We start from the raw sequence: 18,078 nt of genomic DNA on the forward strand, positions 1-18,078 counted from the left end.
CAGAAGAGAGGAGAGCCCGTGGCCAAGACCGATGTCCTGTCGCTGGCGATCCTCGGCATGCTCGCGGAGCAGCCCCTGCACGGCTACCAGATCCGCAAGCGCCTCGGCAGCGAGCTGGGCCCCTTCCGTGCCCTCAGCTACGGCTCGCTGTACCCCTGCCTCAAGCGCATGGTGGCCTCGGGCCTCATCGCCGCTGACGAGACTGACGCATCGGCCGTCCGCACCGCCGGCTCCAGGCGCTCCAAGATCGCCTACGGGCTCACGGCCGAGGGCGAGTCCCGCCTCGCCGAGGAGCTGGCCAACGCCGGCGCCTCGTCCTGGGACGACGACACCTTCGACGTGCGCTTCTCCCTGTTCACCAAGACGGACTCCGCGACCCGCCTGCGCATCCTCGAGGGCCGCCGCTCGCGGCTGTCCGAGCGGCTCGAGGAGGTCGCCGAAGGACTCCAGCGCGTCCGCGAACGTCACGACGCCTACACCACCGAGCTTCACCGCCACGGACTCGAGCGCGTCGAGCGCGAGGTCGAGTGGCTCGACCGACTCATCGAGAACGAACGATCCGCGACCCGCGGAGACAACCCCAGCACCGCTCCCGCGGGCAACAACTGAAGGAGACACACCATGGCTGCACTTCGCGTCGCCATCGTCGGCGTCGGCAACTGCGCCACGTCGCTCATCCAGGGCGTGGAGTTCTACAAGGACCGCGCCGCAGGCGAGACGGTCCCGGGCCTCATGCACGTCCAGTTCGGCGACTACCACATCTCGGACATCGAGTTCGTGGCCGCCTTCGACGTGGACTCGCTCAAGGTGGGCAAGGAGCTCGTGGAGGCCACCGAGTGCTCCGAGAACAACACCATCAAGATCTGCGACGTCCCCAAGACGGACATCCAGGTGCAGCGCGGCCACACCCTCGACGGCCTGGGCAAGTACTACCGCGAGACCATCACCGAGTCCGACGACGCGCCCGTCGACGTGGTCCAGGTGCTCAAGGACTCCGAGGCTGACGTGCTCGTGTGCTACCTGCCCGTGGGCTCCGAGGAGGCGGCCAAGTTCTACGCGCAGTGCGCGATCGACGCAGGCGTCGCCTTCGTGAACGCCCTGCCCGTGTTCATCGCCTCCGACCCCGTGTGGGCCAAGAAGTTCGAGGACGCCGGGATCCCCATCGTGGGCGACGACATCAAGTCGCAGGTGGGCGCCACCATCACCCACCGCGTGATGGCGAAGCTGTTCGAGGACCGCGGCGTCGCGCTGGACCGCACGTACCAGCTGAACGTGGGCGGCAACATGGACTTCAAGAACATGCTCGAGCGCGACCGCCTCGAGTCCAAGAAGATCTCGAAGACCCAGGCCGTGACCTCGAACCTCGAGGGCTCGCTCAAGGGACTGAAGGACTCGCGCGACGTGCACATCGGCCCGTCGGACTACGTCGCCTGGCTCGACGACCGCAAGTGGGCGTACGTCCGCCTCGAGGGCCGCGCGTTCGGCGAGGTGCCCCTCAACCTGGAGTACAAGCTCGAGGTGTGGGACTCCCCCAACTCCGCCGGCATCATCATCGACGCGATCCGCGCCGCGAAGATCGCCAAGGACCGCGGCGTGGGCGGCCCCATCCTCTCGGCCTCGACCTACTTCATGAAGTCGCCGCCGGTCCAGATGGAGGACACCAAGGGCCGCGCGCAGCTCGAGGCGTTCATCGCCGGAGACATCGAGCGCTGATCCCCACGCTCAGCTGAGCGACGAGGGCCGGGTCACCACACGGTGACCCGGCCTTCGCGCTGTCCGGGCAGCGGCGCATCGGCCTTCGAGCCCGCGCCTAGATGTCCGGGCACACCCACAGCCCCGCATCGTTGCGTTCGCATCCGTCTGCTTCGCGGATCTCCGCCTCGGAGGGGGAGCGGTAGCCCTCGTCCGCCAGCGACCACGAGGCGACCTCGGGGTCCGGGCGGTACGCCTCCGGCGCGATGGCGTACGCGAGGACTCCTTCGCCCTCGACGGCGTCGAACACGCGCGTGGCGACGTTGTCCGTGTTCAGGGGGCCGATCATCTCGACGAGCGACGAGCCCTCGACGCCCCATGCGAAGCCCAGGATCTCGAACGTGTCTGCCACGCGGCCGCTGTCCGCGGCATCGCAGTAGACGCCCGTCACGGTGGGTGTGGAGTCCTGCACCGCCACGTGATAGCGGCACACCGCCCAGCGCGGCTGCTGCGAGAGCTCGTCCGTCTCGACCGCCGCCATCACCCACGCGCCCGCGGTCAGACCGTCCACCTGATAGGTGACGGGCGCATCCGTGATGGCCGTGTAGTCCGCCTGGACCCCTGCGGTTCCGGCACTGACCGGAGCCTCGGGATCCAGCGTGAAGGGCCGCACGGAGTCGAACCACGGCGGGGCGAGGTCGCTGTACTCGGAGATGAGGAGGCCCTCCGGCATGGTGGTGGTGACCGCACCCGGGTACTCGCCGTCGGGAGTGAAGGGCGGCGGCGTCCCCTCCCGCGCGGAGTCGAACGTGTCCATGTCGAGCGTGGTGCGGAACCACCCCTCCCAGTCGAGGTTCTCCGGAGTGGTGATGACGAGATCGGACAGTTCCATGGCCTCGAGGATCCGCGCGTTCTCCTGGGCGATCTCCGCGGGGCTCATCGCGGTCGGCGACGGGCTCGAGGTCGGCGTCACGTCGGGGCTCGGCGACGGGCTCGGCGACGGTGACGAGGACTCGTCGACCGAGGGCGTCGTGATCGGCATCGCCGGGTCCGGATCGACCAGCCACGCCGGCGCCGCCCACGCGGCCGCCCCCACCAGGACCAGGGCGACCGCTGCGGCTGCCGACAGGCCCGCAGCCCGGCCACGCCGCGCACGCCGAGCACGCATCACCACGGAGTCAAGCACCTCTGGGTCGAGCGCACGGCCGTGCGCGCCGTCCCTCAGCCGCGCCTCTCGCGCGGCGACCAGGTTTCGCTCGAGGCTCATGACCGGCCCCCTTCGTTCGAGATGACCGGGACGCTGTCATCGGCCTCACCCAGCGCATCGTCGCCCAAGAGTGCGCGCAGCTGTGCGCGCCCGTCGGACAGGTACCGTTTCACCGCACCCGCGGAGAGGCCGAGCTGGTGCGCGGTCTCGTCCGTCGAGAGGTCCTCGACATAGCGCAGCACCACGCAGGCCCGCACCCGGGGACTCAGCGACAGCAGCGCGGCCTCGACGTCCAGCTGCGATCCCACGCCCTCGGCGGGATCGCCGGTGGACGGCGACCGCAGCGCCGACTCCCGCCGCCACTTCACCCGATCGCGGGTGGTCCGCGACGCCCGGTCCAAGAACACCGTCGTGATCGCGCGACGCACGTACGCCTCGGCCGCGGCCATCGACTCGAAGTGGCGCCGGCGGGAGAACGTCTTCACGAGCGCGTCCTGAACCACGTCCTCCGCATCCGCATCCGAGTGCGTCAGCATGCGCGCTCGGGCAAAGAGCGCGGGGTAGCGCTCGCTCGCGAGGGTCGAGGCGACCTGCTCCCACGCAGGGGATCGACCGGTGGTGCCTTCCATACTCGTAGAACCCTCGCACAGGCCCGATCGGTTGGGGTGGTGGCGCGAGAATCTCGCCGCGCGGCGCTTCAGGTCACAGCGAACTCAGCGCGAGGCGCCCTCCAGCGCCATCGGGATGGGCGTCTCACCACCGACGACCTCCCACTGCGCACCCGCAGTGTCCGGGCGGTCCAGGCAGTCCGCCAGCACGTGAGCGACGTCCGCGCGCGAGATCTGGCCGCGCTCGACCTCCGGAGCCAGGGACACCCGCCCGCTCGCGGGCTCGTCGGTCAGCCCACCCGGCCGAATGATGGTCCAGTCCAGGCCCGACTCTCGCAGCGCCGCATCGGCATCGCGCTTGGCCTCGACATACGCCTTCCACACGGGCTCGACGTCATCGGGCAGCTCGCTGTCCACGCCGATGGCGGACACCTGCACCAGCCGGGAGATCCCAGCCTTCTTGGCACCCGCGATGGACTTGGTCGCGCCCTCCAGGTCCACCGTGCGCTTGCGCTCGATGTTGCCGTCCGGGCCTCCACCCGCGGCGAACACCACCGCGTCGCAGCCCTCGAACACCGCGGCGAAGTCGGACTCGCTCGCCGCCTCGATGTCGAGACCACGCGGCTCCGTGCCCAGCGCGGCGAGCTCGATCAGCTGATCCTGCTTCCGGGCGAGCGGGACCACGGTGTGGCCGCGACCCGTGAGGATGGGGATGAGCTGGAGCGCCACCTTCCCGTGCCCTCCCACGATCGCGATGCGCTTGCTGTCCTTGGTCTGGGTGTCGGTAGTCATGTCTCCACCATGCCTGTCGCACGCCCGCGATGCACGCTCGTTCGCGCTCAGGTGAAGAGGGAATGCCTCACGCCGCCCGGCGCGACAGCATCAGCGCCACCCCCAGCGCGGCCATCATCGCGCCGCCGGTCGCACGCATCCGAGCCACACGCGTGGGCGAGGACGCGAACCAGCTGCGCGCCCCCGATGCCAGCAGCGCGTAGGCGCCGTCCGAGATCACCGCCACCACCGCGAACACGAGACCCAGCAGCAGGATCTGCGCCCACGCCGGGCCGCGCGACGGGTCCACGAACTGCGGCAGCACCGCGGCGACGAACACCAGCGTCTTGGGGTTCGTCACGCCTACCGTGAAGGACTCGGCGAGCACCCGCCGGGACGTCAGGGGAGGCGAGGTGAGGACGTCGGCCGCCTGCGCATCGGCCGTCGGCATGGCCAGCCCGTCGCGGCGGTGCCGGACCGCCTGGATGCCCAGGTAGACGAGATACGCGCCGCCCGCGATCTTCAGCACGGTGAACGCCGTGGCGGAGGCGGCGATGAGCGCGCCGATGCCGACCGCGACCAGCACCGCGTGCACCACCTCGCCACCGGCGTTGCCGACCACGGACAGCAGGGCCTCGCGGCGTCCATGCTGCAGCGCCCGCCCCACGATGAACAGCACGCTGGGGCCGGGGATCACGATGATCACGAAGGACAGCGCGACGAACGCGGCCAGGGTGTCCCAGGAGATCATGCGCTCAGGCTAGACCCCACGGCGGCGCCTGCGGCCAGCCGATGCGCGCCGCGCTACCGCTGCTCGTCCGGCTGCGCGGGGGGCTCAGGGCTCGGCTGGGCCCACGGGTTGTCGCCCGTCGGCGGGGGCGGAGGCGGAGGGGTCACCTGCCCGGGCTGGTGCGGCGCGGGCGCTGAGCCCGGAGGGATCTGGCCAGGCTGCGCACCGGCGTAGCCCGCCGGCGCTCCATAGCCGGCCTGCGCGTAGCCGTAGGGGACCGCGGGACGCTCGGCGGCCTTGGGGTCAGGGCCCCACCGGTTCGGGCCGGGCTCGGAGTCCATGAACGCCATGATGCCCGGCACGATCCCCAGGCTCACCAGGTTGAGCCACAGCCAGTGACCCGTCTGGCCCATGTCGTGCAGACGCCGCGCCCACACCGCGAGGAACGGGAGGTACAGCACGAGCATCCCGAGGAACCACAGCGCGATCACCACGAGGTAGATCGCGATCGCCACGCCCGAGGGCTCGCCGTCGCCGGCGCTCGACAGCCCGATGGTCAGCAGGGCGACCACGAGGACGATGGCGCCACCCGCGAGTCCCGCGAGACTGAGGAAGAGGTAGAAGAACCAGAACTCGCTGCGACGAGCGCGGCCCTCGAAGGTCGCGAAGTTGCGAAAGCTGTGGCGCACCGCGTCCGTGAAGCCCATCTCAGGCCACCCCCGGCCGCTCGAGCTCCTTGGGATCCGGCCCGTACCGATTGGGCGCAGGCGTGCCGTCAAAGCACGCGAAGATCCAGATCAGCAGCGGGAAGAACAGCAGGAACAGCGCCCACCAGCCGGAGTGGTCGGTGTCGTGCAGGCGACGCACCGTGACCGCCCAGTACGGGACCACGAGGAGCAGCGACACAGCCATGGTGCCGATGCCCATGATCCATGTGGAGATGCCCGCCTCGTCCGCATCCAGCGTCGAGCCATCCCACGCGTTGTTCAGCGTCACCAGCGTAAATCCCACGAGGATCACCTGCACTGCGTACGCCGTGGCCACGAACCACCAGAACTCGCGGCGCCTGGCCCGCTGATGGAAGTCCGCATACTGCGTCAGAGCCTTGAAGAACCACCCGACAGTCATGTCCCTACCTCCTGCCGGACACTGTAGCGGCGGGCGCCGGATCCCACCCCGCCACCCGCGCATCGGCCGCCCTCCCGCCCGTCGTGCCTGCGCCCTAGGCTGTCGCCATGTCCTTCGCGCGCGATCTGTCCCGGCTGTGGCGCGCGCGAGGGTTCCGCCGCCTCGCGTACGTGCGACTGCTGTCCCAGGGCGGCGACGGGATGTTCCAGGTGGGCATCGCGGCGGCCTTCTTCTTCGACCCCACCACCGCGACCACGCCGCAGGCCATCGCGGCTGGCTTCGCCGTGCTGCTCGCGCCGTTCACCATCGTGGGGCCGTTCGTGGGGCCGCTCATCGACCGGTGGCAGCGCCAACGCATCCTGCTCATGGGGAACCTGGTGCGGGTGGGGCTGGTCGCTGCGATCTGCGGGATGCTCGCCATCGACGGGCCCGAATGGTCGCTGTACGTGCTCGCACTGCTGACGCTGTCCGTCAACCGCTTCCTGCTCGCCGCCATGACCGCGGGCATCCCCCGCGTGGTCGAGCCCCAGGACCTGCTCACGGCCAACGCGATCCTTCCCACCCTCGGCACGGTCGCGGCGGCCATCGGAGGAGCGGTGGGAGGCATCGCGACGTTCCTCGCTCCGGATGCGAGCGACGCGGGGCTGGCCTTCGCGGCGCTGGCCTGCTCGGGCGCCACGTTCGCGCTGTCTTCCTGGACCACCGTGCTCATCGGGCGGCGCGAGCTGGGACCGGAGGACCCCCTGGAACGGCTCCGCTTCGTCGCTCAGGTGCGCGAGCTGGGCGGGGAGCTCGCCGAGGCCGTGCGCTATCTGCACGCCAGGGTCACACCGCTTCAGGCGCTGCTCGTGATGGCGGCGCAGCGGTTGCTCTACGGGATCATGTTCGTCGCGTCGATCCTGATCTCGCGGCACGTGCTGGGCGACCCGGACAAGCCGGAGGAGGCACTCGGTCGCTTCACGATCGTGGTGGGCTTCGCCGCGGTGGGCTTCGGCCTTGCCGCTGTGCTGACACCGGTGTTCAAGGAGCGCTTCTCGCGACATGCGTGGATCGTGCTGTGCCTCCTGATCGGGGCCGCGGGCCAGACCATGCTCGCGATCTCCTCCGCGCCGTGGGCGCTGTTCGCCGCCGCGGTGGTGGTGAGCTTCGCGGTGCAGGGCGCCAAGATCGCGGTGGACACCATCGTCCAGCGCGACACGGAGGACCGCGTGCGGGGGCGCGCGTTCACGCTCTACGACATGGCCTACAACGTGGCGTTCATCCTGTCCGCGGTGATCGGCGGGCTGGTGCTGCCGGACAACGGGTACTCGCAGCCGTTCATGGCGGCGCTGGTGCTGCTCTACGTCGGGTCGGCTGCGGTGTTCGCGCGTGCTCCCCGCGAGCCGGCGCCGGCGCCGGTCCCCCGCTCCCTGAAGTAGGCAACTCATGTACACGTCTCGCGCGCATGGGTCGTTGGCGAGGCACATCACGTACTCAGACGACGCGCCTCCAGCGTGTCGCGGACCATGTCTCGACACCAGTCGGGGCGTTGCTCCACGTCTCCGTACCCGAACCGCAAGGTAAGGATCCCGATGGTCGCGAGCGTCGCGTCCCGACGGATGTCCCGCACGCGCTGCGCCGGCTCCGCGTGAAACTCGGAGCCGTCGAACTCGACCGCCGTCCTTGTCTGCGCGTCATACGCGTCCAACCGGAACAGCTCGCCGCGGACCCGTAGCCGATGCTGCCGGACGATGGACTCGAAGCCCCGGCCCACGAGGATCTCCTCCGCGCCGCGCTCCTCGAGGTAGCTCTCCACGCCGTCCTGAGCCAACGCGCACCGGCGCAACAAGGACGCGCGGCCGCGTGCGCGAGGCAAGGAGTCCAGATGCAGGCGCACCGCTTCTGGATCGACGAGGTTCGAACGCGTGAGGCGGTACACCAGCTCCGCGCGCTCGCGCTCAGGCGCTCGGCCGTAGGCGTGGACAAGCGCGAGAGCGCTATCGACGAGCGTCGCACCGTCGGGCCGCGTGAGCACCACCGGTGGCACGTAGGTGGTGCTGGTGATGCGCAGCCACGGGGCCGACGGTCGGTGCCGCCAGCGTGGAACCCGAAGGTCCACGACGGCGGGCGGCAACGGTAGGAGACCGGCGTCGAAGAGCGCTCCGGCGCCCGTGAGAGCGCAGCCATCCGGTCCCCACATCGCGGCGGCATGCGAACGAACGGCCCAAGACTCCGCGTGCAGCGATGCCGCGTAGCGGTCCGGAAGCACGCGAGTGATCTCACCGCGGGTGATCGCGGCCCGGACCCCACCTCGACTCGCGCCCCGCATGAGCTCCGCGAGAGAGAAGCTCGCGGGCGTCGACTCCAGGAAGGAGACCAGATCTGCAAGCGACATGGGTGCGGTGTACCGCGGCCGAGCGCGTCCTCGCGAGCGATAGCCCACGTGCCCGTGCAGAGCAGCGTCCTCCGACGCGGCTGTGGAGAGTGCCGACCAGGGCCTGCGACGGAGTGACCATGAGGTGCCTCGTCAGCCGTGGCAGGAGCAGATCGTGAGCGTGAGTTGCCTAGTTCAGAGGGGTGGGGTCGACGGCGGCGGTGGCGACGGCAGCTCGGTGGTGACGGCGGCCGATGCGGCCGTGCGGCGAGCGTCCCGGCGCGCCTGGCGGGCTTCCTGAGTGGGGCGCGCGAGCAGGGCGTTCGCGATCGAGCCCACGGCGAGGACCATGCCGACGAACCCACTGACGGCGTCTCCCACCATGATGAAGGCCGCCGTGCCGTACAGCACGCCCGCGATGGGCACGGCGGCGACGGACAGCATCGCGAAGCGCGGCCAGGGCCCCCGCCGCGAGCGCAGATGGCCCATCACGATGACGAGGACGCCGAGCACCACGGTCGCGAGGCCCAGCACCGGCAGCACCAGCTGCTCAAGGCTCCGCAGCGCGCTACCGGATGACGCGCCCGAGTCGAACGTGGGCTGGAAGGCGACTCCCATCAGCACAGCGGCGCCGGCGTAGAGCGTCATGGGCAACGCGATGATCCAGGTGAGCAGGGGCAACGGGTAGCGAGCAGCCAACGACGCCCGCGTCGCCCTCGACGAGAGCCAGACGATCCCGTAGACCAGCGCCACCGCGGCGCCCAGCGCAGGCACCGCGAAGAACACCAGCACGCCCGGCGTCATGAGCCCTGCCCCTTCCACCAGGCGAGGAGCTCCTCGCGCGCGCGCTCGAGCGGCAGCGGGCCGTGCTCCATCCTGACCTCCAGCATGTGCCGATATGCCATGCCCACCTCCCGGCCGGGCCCGATCCCGAGGATTTCCATGATCTGGTTGCCGTCGAGGTCCGGGCGGATGGAGTCGATCTCCTCCTGCTCCCGCAGGTCCGCGATGCGCTGCTCGAGGTCGTCGTAGGCGAAGGACAGTCGCTCGGCCCGGCGCCGGTTGCGCGTGGTGACGTCCGCGCGCGTGAGGCGGTGAAGCCGTTCGAGCTGGTCGCCGGCGTCGGTCACGTACCGGCGCACCGCGGAGTCGGACCAGCGCGCGTCGACGTAGCCGTGGAAGCGCAGGTGCAGCTCGACGAGGTGGGAGACGGCCTTGATGGTGTCCTTGTCGAAGCGCAGCTCCTTCATGCGCCGCCGCGTCATCTTGGCGCCCACCACCTCGTGGTGGTGGAACGAGACGCCCCCGCCGGGCTCGTGGCGCTTGGTGGGGGGCTTGCCGATGTCGTGCAGCAGCGCCGCCAGGCGCAGGATGAGATCGGGGGCGGGAACGGCCCCGTCGGGACCTGTCTCCAGGTCGATCGCCTGCTCCACCACGGTGAGCGTGTGCTCGTACACATCCTTGTGATGGTGGTGCTCGTCCACTTCGAGCTTCAGCGCGGGCAGCTCGGGCAACACATGCTCCGCGACGCCGGAGTCCACGAGCCCCGCCAGCCCGGCCCTGACGTGCGACCCCAGCAGGAGCTTCGTGAGCTCGTCTCGCACGCGCTCGGCGCTGACCATCGAGATGCGCTCGGCCAGTCGCGACATGGCGGCGAAGGTCACCGGCTCGATCTCGAAGCCCAGCTGCGACGCGAAGCGCGCCGCGCGCATCATCCGCAGCGGATCGTCGCCAAAGGACACCTCGGCCTCGACCGGCGTGCGCAGCAGTCCGCCACCCAGGTCCTCGAGCCCGCCGTGAAGGTCCACGAACTCCTTGGACGGCAGCCGGACGGCCATCGCGTTGACGGTGAAGTCCCGCCTCGCGAGATCGCCGTCGAGCGAGTCTCCGAACGCGACCACGGGCTTGCGCGTCACGCCGTCGTACTCGTCCGCGCGAAAGGTGGTGATCTCCACGACGAGGTCCCCGCGGCGCCCGCCGATGGTCCCGAACTCGCGACCCATGTCCCAGGTGGAGCGGGTCCACTGACGCAGCAGCGCCTCGGTGTCATTGGGCCGCGCGGACGTCGCGAAGTCGAGGTCCGAGCTCGAGCGCCCCAGGAACGCGTCGCGCACGGGGCCGCCGACGAGCGCGAACTCGTGACCCGCGCCGTCGAACAGGGCGGCGAGGTCGAGGACCTCGGCCGGGAGGGCATCCCAGAGGTGCTCGGCGCGCTGGCGCAGCACGTCCATCGACGGCAGGGCGGGGGTCTGGGTCACGCCCACCAGCATCTCAGATGGGCGGCGGGAGGAGCACGCGTGACCATCAGTTGCCTCTCGAGGGACGATGCGCGCAGGAACGTGGACATGAGTTGCCTACGTCGGGGAGGGAGGGCAATTCGGACACGCCAGGTGCCGGGCGGGGCGACTCGGCTCCCGGCCCCGGCTCGTTAGAGTGAGCGCATGTCTCGTCCGTCCGATCCGCGTCCCCACGCGACCCCGCGGCCACCCGCGGGTCACGTGATGCGACAGCGGCGAGACTCGGCTGCGCGGCGCTCCGCACAGCTCCCCGTCTCCAACGAGACGTCCGCGGGCGGCATCGCCGTCCGGGTCGAGGACGGTGTCGCCTACGCCGCGTGCATCGGCCGCCGCAACCGTGCAGGGCGGCTCGAGTGGTGCCTGCCCAAAGGGCACATCGAAGGCGACGAGACGCCCGAGCAGGCGGCGATCCGCGAGGTCGCGGAGGAGACGGGCATCGATGCGGACATCATTCGCCCCATCGGGGTGATCGACTACTGGTTCACCGGCGACGATCGACGCGTGCACAAGGTGGTTCACCATTTCCTGATGGAGGCCAAGGGGGGCATCATCACCACCGAGAACGATCCCGATCACGAGGCGGAGGTCGCGGAGTGGATCCGCGTGAGCGACCTCGGCGGCAGGCTCGCCTTCCCGAACGAGCGCAAGATGGCGCAGGTGGCCGCCGACCTGCTCGCGATCGCGCCGTGAAGCGCTCGATCGCGGCCGCAGCAGCGGCCATGGCGGTGGCGCTGCTCGCACCGGCGATGGCGGCGGCCGCGGCACCGGCGCGAACGCCGCTGGCCACCGAGACCGAGGCTCCGGTCACGGCGACCGTCTCGTCCTTCGGGTCCGCGGTGGTCGAGCCCGGCGGTGCTGTGGGCGCCTCCGTGTCCGTGCACAACCCTGGAGCGCTGCCGGTGGACCAGGTCGTGGTCTCGATGCACGTCACCCAGCAGCCGCTCGAGTCGTTCGAGTCCCTGGACGCGTTCCTGGAGGACCCGCGCAGCGCGCCGCTGGACCGCGTGACGCAGGAGCCTGAGCCGCCAGCGCCGCCCGAGCCCGACGCCGGCGACGACGACGCGGACCCAGCCGCGCCCGAGGACGGGGCGCCAGACGGGACAGGGCCGCCGGAGCCCGAGCCCGCGGGACTGACCATCGATCCCGGATCGCGCGTGTCGCTGATGGTGTCCTCGTCAGCGGCGAGCCTGGGCCTGCCGGACGGCGAGTGGGGCGTGTACGGCGTGGTGCTCGAGGTCGAGGTGGGCGCAGACGCCTACCTGGTGGACGCGATGCCCATCACGTGGGCCGGCGCCCCGGTTCCGGAGCTCCCGCTGACCGTGCTCGCGACCGCGCAGGGCCAGCCCACCCGCGTCGACGCGGTGCTGCGCGCATCGGCCGTGCCCGGCGTCGCGGTCGCACTGGACCCCACCGAGCTCACCACTGCCCAGGTGTTCGACCAGGAGCTGCTGGGCCGTGAGGTGTTCCGGCTGCCCTCGGGTGATCCCGACCTGACATCGCTCGCGCACGCGCAGGACGAGAACCTGATCGCGCTGGCGCTCGACACTCCCGCCGGCACCACGCTCGGAGCCTTCGGCACGGCGCCGTGGCTCGCGCAGCCCGCCGCGGTCGACGCCTCGACCGCGGCCTGGGCCGACGCCAACGGCGCCGCCGCGACCCTCGCCCACCCAGGCTCCCCTGGCCACTCCGATGCCGCGGCCGGCGCGGGTGCGCTGGCCGTCGCGGACGGTGGCGGCCCACTGCTGGTGGCGGACGAACGGCTGAGCACCACGCTGGCCGAGTACCGTCCCGGCTCGGACGCCGCCCGCACGGTGCTCGTCGCACAGTCGGCGCTGACGGCCGATGCGGGCGGTGGCGCTCCCGTCCTGGTCGCGCCGGGGCGCTCGTGGCAGCTGGGCGGGACGCAGACATCGGAGGCTCTCGAGGCCCTCGTCGAGGCGCCCTGGGTGCAGGTGCGGTCCGTGGAGGAGCTGCTGGGCGACGCCGCCACCGCGGTCGCCTTGGAGGCCACCCTCGACACGGACAATGACCTCCCGCTCGCGGAGATCGAATCCCTCGAGCGGCGTCTCGCGGAGCTGTGGACCCTGTCGACCACGGCCGCGAGTCCCGCGCAGGCCTTCCGGGAATGGGGAGCGCCGGTGGCGCAGGCGATCCCCACCGCGCTGCGCGGCGACCCCGCGGCCAGGGACGCGGCCGTGGTGGCGGGACTGGAGATGGCTGACGCCACCCTGACCGGCGTCCGGATCGCCGAGAGCTCGGACCTGAACCTGCTCGCGGACGCGGGCGACATCCCCATCACGGTGGTCAACGACCTGGATCGTCCCGTCACGGTCACCGTCGAGCTCACGAGCCTGTCTCCCACGCTCCAGGTGGAGAACCGGCCCGTGGTGACGGTGCCGGCGGGGCGGGAGGTCGTGGCCCCCGTGACCGTCGAGGCCGTGTCATCGTCGAACGTCGAGCTCCGTGCGGTGCTGAGGAGCACCACCGGCGTGGCCGTCAGCGATGTGCAGCAGTTCTCCGTGCGCGTGCGGGCGGACTGGGGGACCGCGGCGACCGCGATCTTCTCCGTGCTGCTGGTGATGCTCATGGTCGCGGGCATCGTGCGCACCATTCGACGCGGGCGCAAGGACACTCGCACCAGCCCAGGCGCCGCGCCGGCGACCGCACCGCCCGAGCCGGAGACAGAGGCCGAGCACGAGTCCTACGCCGCGACCGACTCCGAAGGCGGAGACCATGACGGACGCCGCTGAGCCCAAGCCTGATCCCGAGCTCACCGTGACGGGGAGGCGGCGCCGGTCGTTGCGCAGCTCGACCGCGATCATGGCGGCCGGCACAGGAACCTCGCGCATCCTGGGCCTGGTGCGCAACGCGATGCTCATCGCCGCGATCGGCGCCAACGCTCCGGCGGCGAACGCCTACGACATCGCCAACAAGCTGCCCAACGCGATGTTCGCGATCCTCGCCGCCGGCGTGCTCAATGCGGCCCTGGTGCCCCAGATCGTCAAGGCGTTCCAGCGCAAGGGCGGAGAGCGCACGGTCGACAGGATCCTCACCGTGGGCGGCGTGCTCACGTTGGGCGCGACCATCGTGCTGACGCTGTCCGCCCAGCTGTGGGTGGTGCTCTACACCCGCGACTGGCCGCCGGAGATGATCGCCTTGGCGACGGCGTTCGCGTTCTGGTGCATCCCGCAGCTGTTCTTCTACGGGCTCTACACCCTGGTGGGTGAGGTGCTCAACGCGCGCGAGCAGTTCGGGTGGTTCATGTGGGCGCCCGTGCTCAACAACGTGGTCGCGATCGCGGGACTCGGCGCCTACCTCGTGCTGTTCGGGCCCTTCGACGCCGCGTCACCCGTAGATCCGGAGGACTGGACCGCCGGAGCGATCGCGCTCGTGGGCGGCGTCGCGACCCTGGGCGTGGCGTCGCAGGCCCTGATCCTGATCATCCCGATGGTCAGGGGCGGCTACCGCTGGCATTGGCGGTGGCGCGGCCCCAAGGGCGAGCTCACCACCATCGGGCGCATCGCCGGCTGGGCGCTCGCCGCGGTGCTCGTCGAGCAGGTCGCTGTGCTGCTCACCACGCAGGTCGCGGCAGCCGCCAATCCTGACGGCTCGGAGCTGGACATCGCGGGAAACGCCGCGTACTTCTACGCCTTGTCGCTCTATCTGGTGCCGCACTCGCTGGTGACGGTGTCGATCGCCACCGCGATGTACACCGCGATGGCACGCCATGCCGCGAGCGACGATGTCGCCAGCCTGCGCGCCGACCTGTCCCGCGGACTGAGATCCGTGGGGGTCTTCACGGTGTTCGCCACCGTCGCGATGATCGTCATGGCGCCCTATGTGGTCCGGGTGGTCTACCCGACGACCAAGCCCGCGGAGGCGGCGTCCATCACCGAGGTGCTCATCGCGATGCTGCTGGGCCTGGTGCCCCTGGGCGCCACGGTGCTGTTCAAGCGCATGTACTTCGTGCTCGAGGACGCCCGCTCCATCTTCTACATGCACATCCCGATGGCCATCGCCTGGGTGGGCGTCGCCTACGGCGTGATGGCCCTGACGGAGCCCCGCTGGTGGACGGTGGGCGTGGGCCTGGGGCTCGCCGCGTCCAACTGGGTGGGTGTGATCCTGCGAGCCGGTGGGCTGCGCCGGCGACTCGACGGACTGGACGGCCGGCGGGTGCTCGTCACCCACGGCAAGGCGCTGCTGGCCGCGGGCGCCGCCGGCGGCATCGGCTGGCTGCTGCTGCAGCTCGCACCGCCCGCCAGCGAGCTCACGGGCGTGCCAGGCGCCGGCGTGTCCCTGCTCATCGTGATGGGCGTCGGCACGGCCATGATCGCTGTCTACGCCGCGGGCCTGTGGGCCCTGCGCGTGCGCGAGGCACGCGATGCGGCGGCGCCGCTGCTGCGGCGCCTCGGGCGCCGCTGAGACCCGATTAGGATGAGACTCCGGCTACATCAATCGGGGGTTACGACGTGCATGAAGGAGCGACGCTGGGTCGCCGCTTCACGACACTGCGCGCTGAGCCGCACGACGTTCCCGGTGTCGATCGCTGGGTAGCGCTCGACGCCCGCCGCGACGTCGAGGTGACGGTCGACATCCTCACGTCCCTCGCTCCGGGCGCGGTCCGCCAGGCCGCCGTCCGTGCCGCCCAGGTGCGCGATGCGCGCTTCGCCCGAGTGCTCGCCTCCGGGCGCGAGAACGTGGGCTCCGACCGAGTCACCTACGTGGTGACCGAGCGGCCTCACGGCGTCCGCGCATCGGACCTCATTCACGAACGCGTGGTGCCGCCGCGCGTCGCGGGCGCGATCGTGGGAGAGGCCGCCCGCGCCCTCCAGGTCGCCGCCGGGCAGGGGATCCATCACGGATTCCTCCGGGCCCGCGCGATCACCGTGGCGGACGGCGGCCGCGTGGTGGTCAGCGGTCTCGACGCCGAGGGCGAGCTGGCCACCCAGGCGGGACTGGGCCGTGGCCGCACGGAGCAGGCCGATGCGGCGGCGCTGGCTCACCTCTACCTCGCCCTGGTCACGGGGATGGAGTCGGAGCAGGTGACCGTGCCGGACCTGCCCGATGCGCTGTCGCTGGGCGCGGCCAACCTCGCGCGCGCCGCGATCGCCGGAACCGGCCCCGACACCCTCGCGCAGGTGGCCGCTGCGATGGGGCCACCCGACCCCGCCGCGCTGCGCGGCCTGCGAGGCTCTCTCCCGAGTCTGCCCGCCGTCGCACACGAGGAGCCGCAGGAGCCTCACGCTCCGATCGCCGTCTCGCCTGAGACGCTCGCGGCCGCCGAGCACCAGACCGAGCTGAGCATCGCCGCTGCGGTCGCCGCTCCGGGCGTGGCTGCCGAGGTGGCCGCCGAGCGCATCGTCGCTCCAGAGCTCGAGCCCGGTGCCGCCGTCGACCGCTCGCTGTACGCCTCGCCGGAGGAGGCGGCCCAGTTCTCGCGGCGCACGCGCAAGGCGGTCGAGCGCGAGCGGGACCAGCCGCTGGCGCTCGACACGTTCGAGGAGATCAACGAGGAGCAGAACGCGGGCGACGATCGCTCCGTGGTGCAGGCCACGCTCGAGTTCGCGCAACGCCATCTGCCGCGCAATGCCCCCCTCGACGCCGCGGTGGAGCGCGCCCAGGACAGGGCAGGCAGGTCCGGGCCGCTGTCCACGGGCCCGCTGCTCGTGGGACTGTTCGCGACGGCGCTGCTCATCGTGGGTCTGGTGGCGTTCAACATGCTGGTGTCTCCTGTGCCGATGGACGGCCTCTCCACACGGGAGCCCGACTACCCCGCCTACACGTTCAGTCCTGCCCCGCTGCCATCCGCGTCGCCCAGTGCGACGAACACCGAGTGAACCCGCATCGGCCGTGGTGGAGCCGGGAAGAACGACCCCCTACGATTCGTTACCAAGCCGGGCGCGACACGCGCCTGTCACCGCAACAGAAGGATCGACCGTGAGCGACACCCGCAGCGTCATCATCGTGGGCTCAGGCCCCGCCGGCTACACCGCCGCCATCTACGCCGCCCGAGCGGGCCTGCAGCCCCTCGTGGTCGCCGGCTCGATCACCGCTGGCGGCGCCCTCATGAACACCACTGAGGTCGAGAACTTCCCCGGCTTCGTCGAGGGCATCCAGGGACCGGAGCTCATGGAGACCCTGCAGGGCCAGGCGGAGCGGTTCGGCGCCGAGGTGCTGTTCGACGACGTCACCGCGATGTCCCTCGAGGGCGACGTCAAGACCGTCACCACGGGCATGGGCAAGGAGTTCTCCGCCAAGGCTGTCATCCTCGCCACCGGCTCCGCGTATCGCGAGCTGGGCCTCGAGGACGAGAAGCGACTGTCCGGTAAGGGCGTGAGCTGGTGCGCGACCTGCGACGGCTTCTTCTTCCGCGACCAGGAGGTCGTGGTCGTGGGCGGCGGCGACTCCGCGATGGAGGAGGCGACGTTCCTCACCCGCTTCGCCTCGAAGGTCACGGTGGTCCACCGGCGCGACGAGCTGCGCGCGTCCAAGATCATGGCGGATCGCGCCAAGAACGATCCCAAGATCGAGTTCGCGTGGAACTCCGAGGTCGCCGGGCTCGACGGTGACGGCAAGCTGTCCTCGGTGCGCCTGCGCGACGTCAACACCGGCGAGGAGCGCGTCGTCCCTGCTACGGGGCTGTTCGTGGCGATCGGCCACGTCCCGCGCTCCGAGCTGGTCACCGGCGTGATCGACACCGACGCCGAGGGCTACGTGCAGGTTCAGGGCCGCACCACCGCGACCAACGTCGAGGGCGTGTTCGCGTGCGGCGACCTCGTGGACAACCGGTACCGCCAGGCGATCACCGCCGCGGGCTCGGGCTGCGCCGCCGCGCTGGACGCGCAGCACTACCTGGACGCGCTCGCTGACGCCGAGGGCGCCGCGGCCGCGGACGGCGTGGACGAGGTCATCGCGGTGGAGGAGACGCCCGCCGCGGCCGCTCCCGCCGAGCCCGTGCCCGCGACCGAGGACACGTTCCAGGACGAGGTCATCAAGTCCGACATCCCCGTCGTGGTGGACTTCTGGGCGACGTGGTGCGGCCCGTGCCGCGCCGTGGCGCCGCTGCTGGACGAGCTGGCGCAAGAGTACGCCGGCAAGCTCAAGGTGGTGAAGGTCGACACCGACGCGAACCCGCAGCTGGCTGCGGCGTATGGCGTCACCTCGATCCCCACCATGAACTTCTTCAAGGGCGGCGAGGTGGTCAAGTCGGTCGTGGGCGCCAAGCCCAAGCCCGCGCTGGCAGCACTGTTCGACGAGGTCCTCGCCTGACCGCAGCTCATTGACGGAAGGCC

The 18,078-nt window shown here is 71.1% G+C and carries 17 protein-coding genes; 8 read left to right on the forward strand and 9 right to left on the reverse strand.

Annotated features, from left to right (window positions below):
* Positions 1–18: 18 nt before the first annotated feature.
* Entirely contained in the window at positions 19–609 is a 591-nt protein-coding gene (locus Dac01nite_RS04060; RefSeq protein WP_239066490.1) for a PadR family transcriptional regulator, read from the forward strand.
* 12 nt (positions 610–621) lie between these two features.
* The gene (locus Dac01nite_RS04065) at positions 622–1,713 is read left to right on the forward strand and encodes an inositol-3-phosphate synthase (protein WP_203653542.1); all 1,092 of its coding nucleotides are present in this window, start codon (positions 622–624) and stop codon (positions 1,711–1,713) included.
* A 97-nt stretch (positions 1,714–1,810) separates the two neighbouring features.
* On the opposite strand, the gene Dac01nite_RS04070 is transcribed toward Dac01nite_RS04065, so the two are convergent.
* The 6 genes from Dac01nite_RS04070 to Dac01nite_RS04095 all read right to left on the reverse strand — a co-directional run bounded on the left by Dac01nite_RS04070 (position 1,811) and on the right by Dac01nite_RS04095 (position 6,136).
* Positions 1,811–2,959, reverse strand: coding sequence for a hypothetical protein (locus tag Dac01nite_RS04070; RefSeq protein ID WP_203653544.1), 1,149 nt, complete (start codon positions 2,957–2,959; stop codon positions 1,811–1,813).
* Positions 2,956–3,528 carry an RNA polymerase sigma factor gene (locus Dac01nite_RS04075; RefSeq protein ID WP_203653545.1) on the reverse strand — a complete coding sequence of 191 codons (573 nt, stop codon included), beginning with the start codon at positions 3,526–3,528 and terminating at the stop codon, positions 2,956–2,958. Before Dac01nite_RS04075 ends, Dac01nite_RS04070 begins: the two co-directional genes overlap by 4 nt.
* Positions 3,529–3,612: 84 nt before the next feature.
* Positions 3,613–4,299 carry an SDR family oxidoreductase gene (locus Dac01nite_RS04080; protein ID WP_203653546.1) on the reverse strand — a complete coding sequence of 229 codons (687 nt, stop codon included), beginning with the start codon at positions 4,297–4,299 and terminating at the stop codon, positions 3,613–3,615.
* Positions 4,300–4,366: 67 nt separating this feature from the next.
* Positions 4,367–5,029, reverse strand: coding sequence for a LysE family translocator (locus tag Dac01nite_RS04085; protein WP_203653548.1), 663 nt, complete (start codon positions 5,027–5,029; stop codon positions 4,367–4,369).
* 53 nt (positions 5,030–5,082) lie between these two features.
* A complete protein-coding gene (locus Dac01nite_RS04090) occupies positions 5,083–5,715 on the reverse strand; it encodes a DUF805 domain-containing protein (RefSeq protein ID WP_203653549.1) in 633 nt (210 codons plus the stop codon).
* A 1-nt stretch (position 5,716) separates the two neighbouring features.
* Positions 5,717–6,136 carry a DUF805 domain-containing protein gene (locus Dac01nite_RS04095; RefSeq protein WP_203653551.1) on the reverse strand — a complete coding sequence of 140 codons (420 nt, stop codon included), beginning with the start codon at positions 6,134–6,136 and terminating at the stop codon, positions 5,717–5,719.
* A gap of 107 nt (positions 6,137–6,243) precedes the next feature.
* On the opposite strand from Dac01nite_RS04095, the gene Dac01nite_RS04100 reads away from it, so the two are divergent.
* Positions 6,244–7,554: an MFS transporter gene (locus tag Dac01nite_RS04100; protein ID WP_203653552.1), complete on the forward strand. Its 1,311-nt coding sequence runs from the start codon at positions 6,244–6,246 to the stop codon at positions 7,552–7,554.
* A gap of 47 nt (positions 7,555–7,601) precedes the next feature.
* Here the strand turns inward: Dac01nite_RS04100 and Dac01nite_RS04105 are convergent, their stop codons facing one another.
* The 3 genes from Dac01nite_RS04105 to Dac01nite_RS04115 all read right to left on the reverse strand — a co-directional run bounded on the left by Dac01nite_RS04105 (position 7,602) and on the right by Dac01nite_RS04115 (position 10,720).
* Positions 7,602–8,510 (reverse strand): endonuclease domain-containing protein, encoded by a 909-nt coding sequence (locus tag Dac01nite_RS04105; protein WP_203653553.1) that lies wholly within the window; start codon positions 8,508–8,510, stop codon positions 7,602–7,604.
* Positions 8,511–8,684: 174 nt separating this feature from the next.
* Positions 8,685–9,311 carry a hypothetical protein gene (locus Dac01nite_RS04110; RefSeq protein WP_203653555.1) on the reverse strand — a complete coding sequence of 209 codons (627 nt, stop codon included), beginning with the start codon at positions 9,309–9,311 and terminating at the stop codon, positions 8,685–8,687.
* Positions 9,290–10,720: a CCA tRNA nucleotidyltransferase gene (locus Dac01nite_RS04115; protein WP_239066516.1), complete on the reverse strand. Its 1,431-nt coding sequence runs from the start codon at positions 10,718–10,720 to the stop codon at positions 9,290–9,292. Before Dac01nite_RS04115 ends, Dac01nite_RS04110 begins: the two co-directional genes overlap by 22 nt.
* A 270-nt stretch (positions 10,721–10,990) precedes the next feature.
* Here Dac01nite_RS04115 and Dac01nite_RS04120 point away from each other — a divergent pair, with 270 nt between their 5' ends.
* The 5 genes from Dac01nite_RS04120 to trxB all read left to right on the forward strand — a co-directional run bounded on the left by Dac01nite_RS04120 (position 10,991) and on the right by trxB (position 18,055).
* Complete coding sequence (locus Dac01nite_RS04120) at positions 10,991–11,476, forward strand: NUDIX hydrolase (RefSeq protein WP_239066491.1); 486 nt, start codon at positions 10,991–10,993, stop codon at positions 11,474–11,476.
* The gene (locus Dac01nite_RS04125) at positions 11,473–13,536 is read left to right on the forward strand and encodes a DUF6049 family protein (RefSeq protein ID WP_203653561.1); all 2,064 of its coding nucleotides are present in this window, start codon (positions 11,473–11,475) and stop codon (positions 13,534–13,536) included. The genes Dac01nite_RS04120 and Dac01nite_RS04125 overlap by 4 nt, the downstream gene beginning before the upstream one ends.
* Positions 13,520–15,208: a murein biosynthesis integral membrane protein MurJ gene (gene murJ / locus Dac01nite_RS04130; RefSeq protein WP_203653563.1), complete on the forward strand. Its 1,689-nt coding sequence runs from the start codon at positions 13,520–13,522 to the stop codon at positions 15,206–15,208. The genes Dac01nite_RS04125 and murJ overlap by 17 nt, the downstream gene beginning before the upstream one ends.
* 47 nt (positions 15,209–15,255) lie before the next feature.
* Positions 15,256–16,623, forward strand: coding sequence for a protein kinase family protein (locus tag Dac01nite_RS12085; RefSeq protein ID WP_239066492.1), 1,368 nt, complete (start codon positions 15,256–15,258; stop codon positions 16,621–16,623).
* A 100-nt stretch (positions 16,624–16,723) separates the two neighbouring features.
* The gene (gene trxB / locus Dac01nite_RS12090; RefSeq protein ID WP_275404510.1) at positions 16,724–18,055 is read left to right on the forward strand and encodes a thioredoxin-disulfide reductase; all 1,332 of its coding nucleotides are present in this window, start codon (positions 16,724–16,726) and stop codon (positions 18,053–18,055) included.
* Positions 18,056–18,078 lie beyond the last annotated feature (23 nt).

The organism is Demequina activiva, from assembly GCF_016862815.1.
Taxonomy (GTDB): Bacteria; Actinomycetota; Actinomycetes; order Actinomycetales; family Demequinaceae; genus Demequina; species Demequina activiva.

Excerpts from the sequence above, each read along its gene's own strand:
- Dac01nite_RS04065 (WP_203653542.1), top strand. The coding sequence starts at position 622 with ATGGCTGCACTTCGCGTCGCCATCGTCGGCGTCGGCAACTGCGCCACG.
- Dac01nite_RS04070 (WP_203653544.1), bottom strand. The coding sequence starts at position 2,959 with ATGAGCCTCGAGCGAAACCTGGTCGCCGCGCGAGAGGCGCGGCTGAGG.
- Dac01nite_RS04075 (WP_203653545.1), bottom strand. The coding sequence starts at position 3,528 with ATGGAAGGCACCACCGGTCGATCCCCTGCGTGGGAGCAGGTCGCCTCG.
- Dac01nite_RS04080 (WP_203653546.1), bottom strand. The coding sequence starts at position 4,299 with ATGACTACCGACACCCAGACCAAGGACAGCAAGCGCATCGCGATCGTG.
- Dac01nite_RS04085 (WP_203653548.1), bottom strand. The coding sequence starts at position 5,029 with ATGATCTCCTGGGACACCCTGGCCGCGTTCGTCGCGCTGTCCTTCGTG.
- Dac01nite_RS04090 (WP_203653549.1), bottom strand. The coding sequence starts at position 5,715 with ATGGGCTTCACGGACGCGGTGCGCCACAGCTTTCGCAACTTCGCGACC.
- Dac01nite_RS04095 (WP_203653551.1), bottom strand. The coding sequence starts at position 6,136 with ATGACTGTCGGGTGGTTCTTCAAGGCTCTGACGCAGTATGCGGACTTC.
- Dac01nite_RS04100 (WP_203653552.1), top strand. The coding sequence starts at position 6,244 with ATGTCCTTCGCGCGCGATCTGTCCCGGCTGTGGCGCGCGCGAGGGTTC.
- Dac01nite_RS04105 (WP_203653553.1), bottom strand. The coding sequence starts at position 8,510 with ATGTCGCTTGCAGATCTGGTCTCCTTCCTGGAGTCGACGCCCGCGAGC.
- Dac01nite_RS04115 (WP_239066516.1), bottom strand. The coding sequence starts at position 10,720 with ATGGACGTGCTGCGCCAGCGCGCCGAGCACCTCTGGGATGCCCTCCCG.
- Dac01nite_RS04120 (WP_239066491.1), top strand. The coding sequence starts at position 10,991 with ATGCGACAGCGGCGAGACTCGGCTGCGCGGCGCTCCGCACAGCTCCCC.
- murJ (WP_203653563.1), top strand. The coding sequence starts at position 13,520 with ATGACGGACGCCGCTGAGCCCAAGCCTGATCCCGAGCTCACCGTGACG.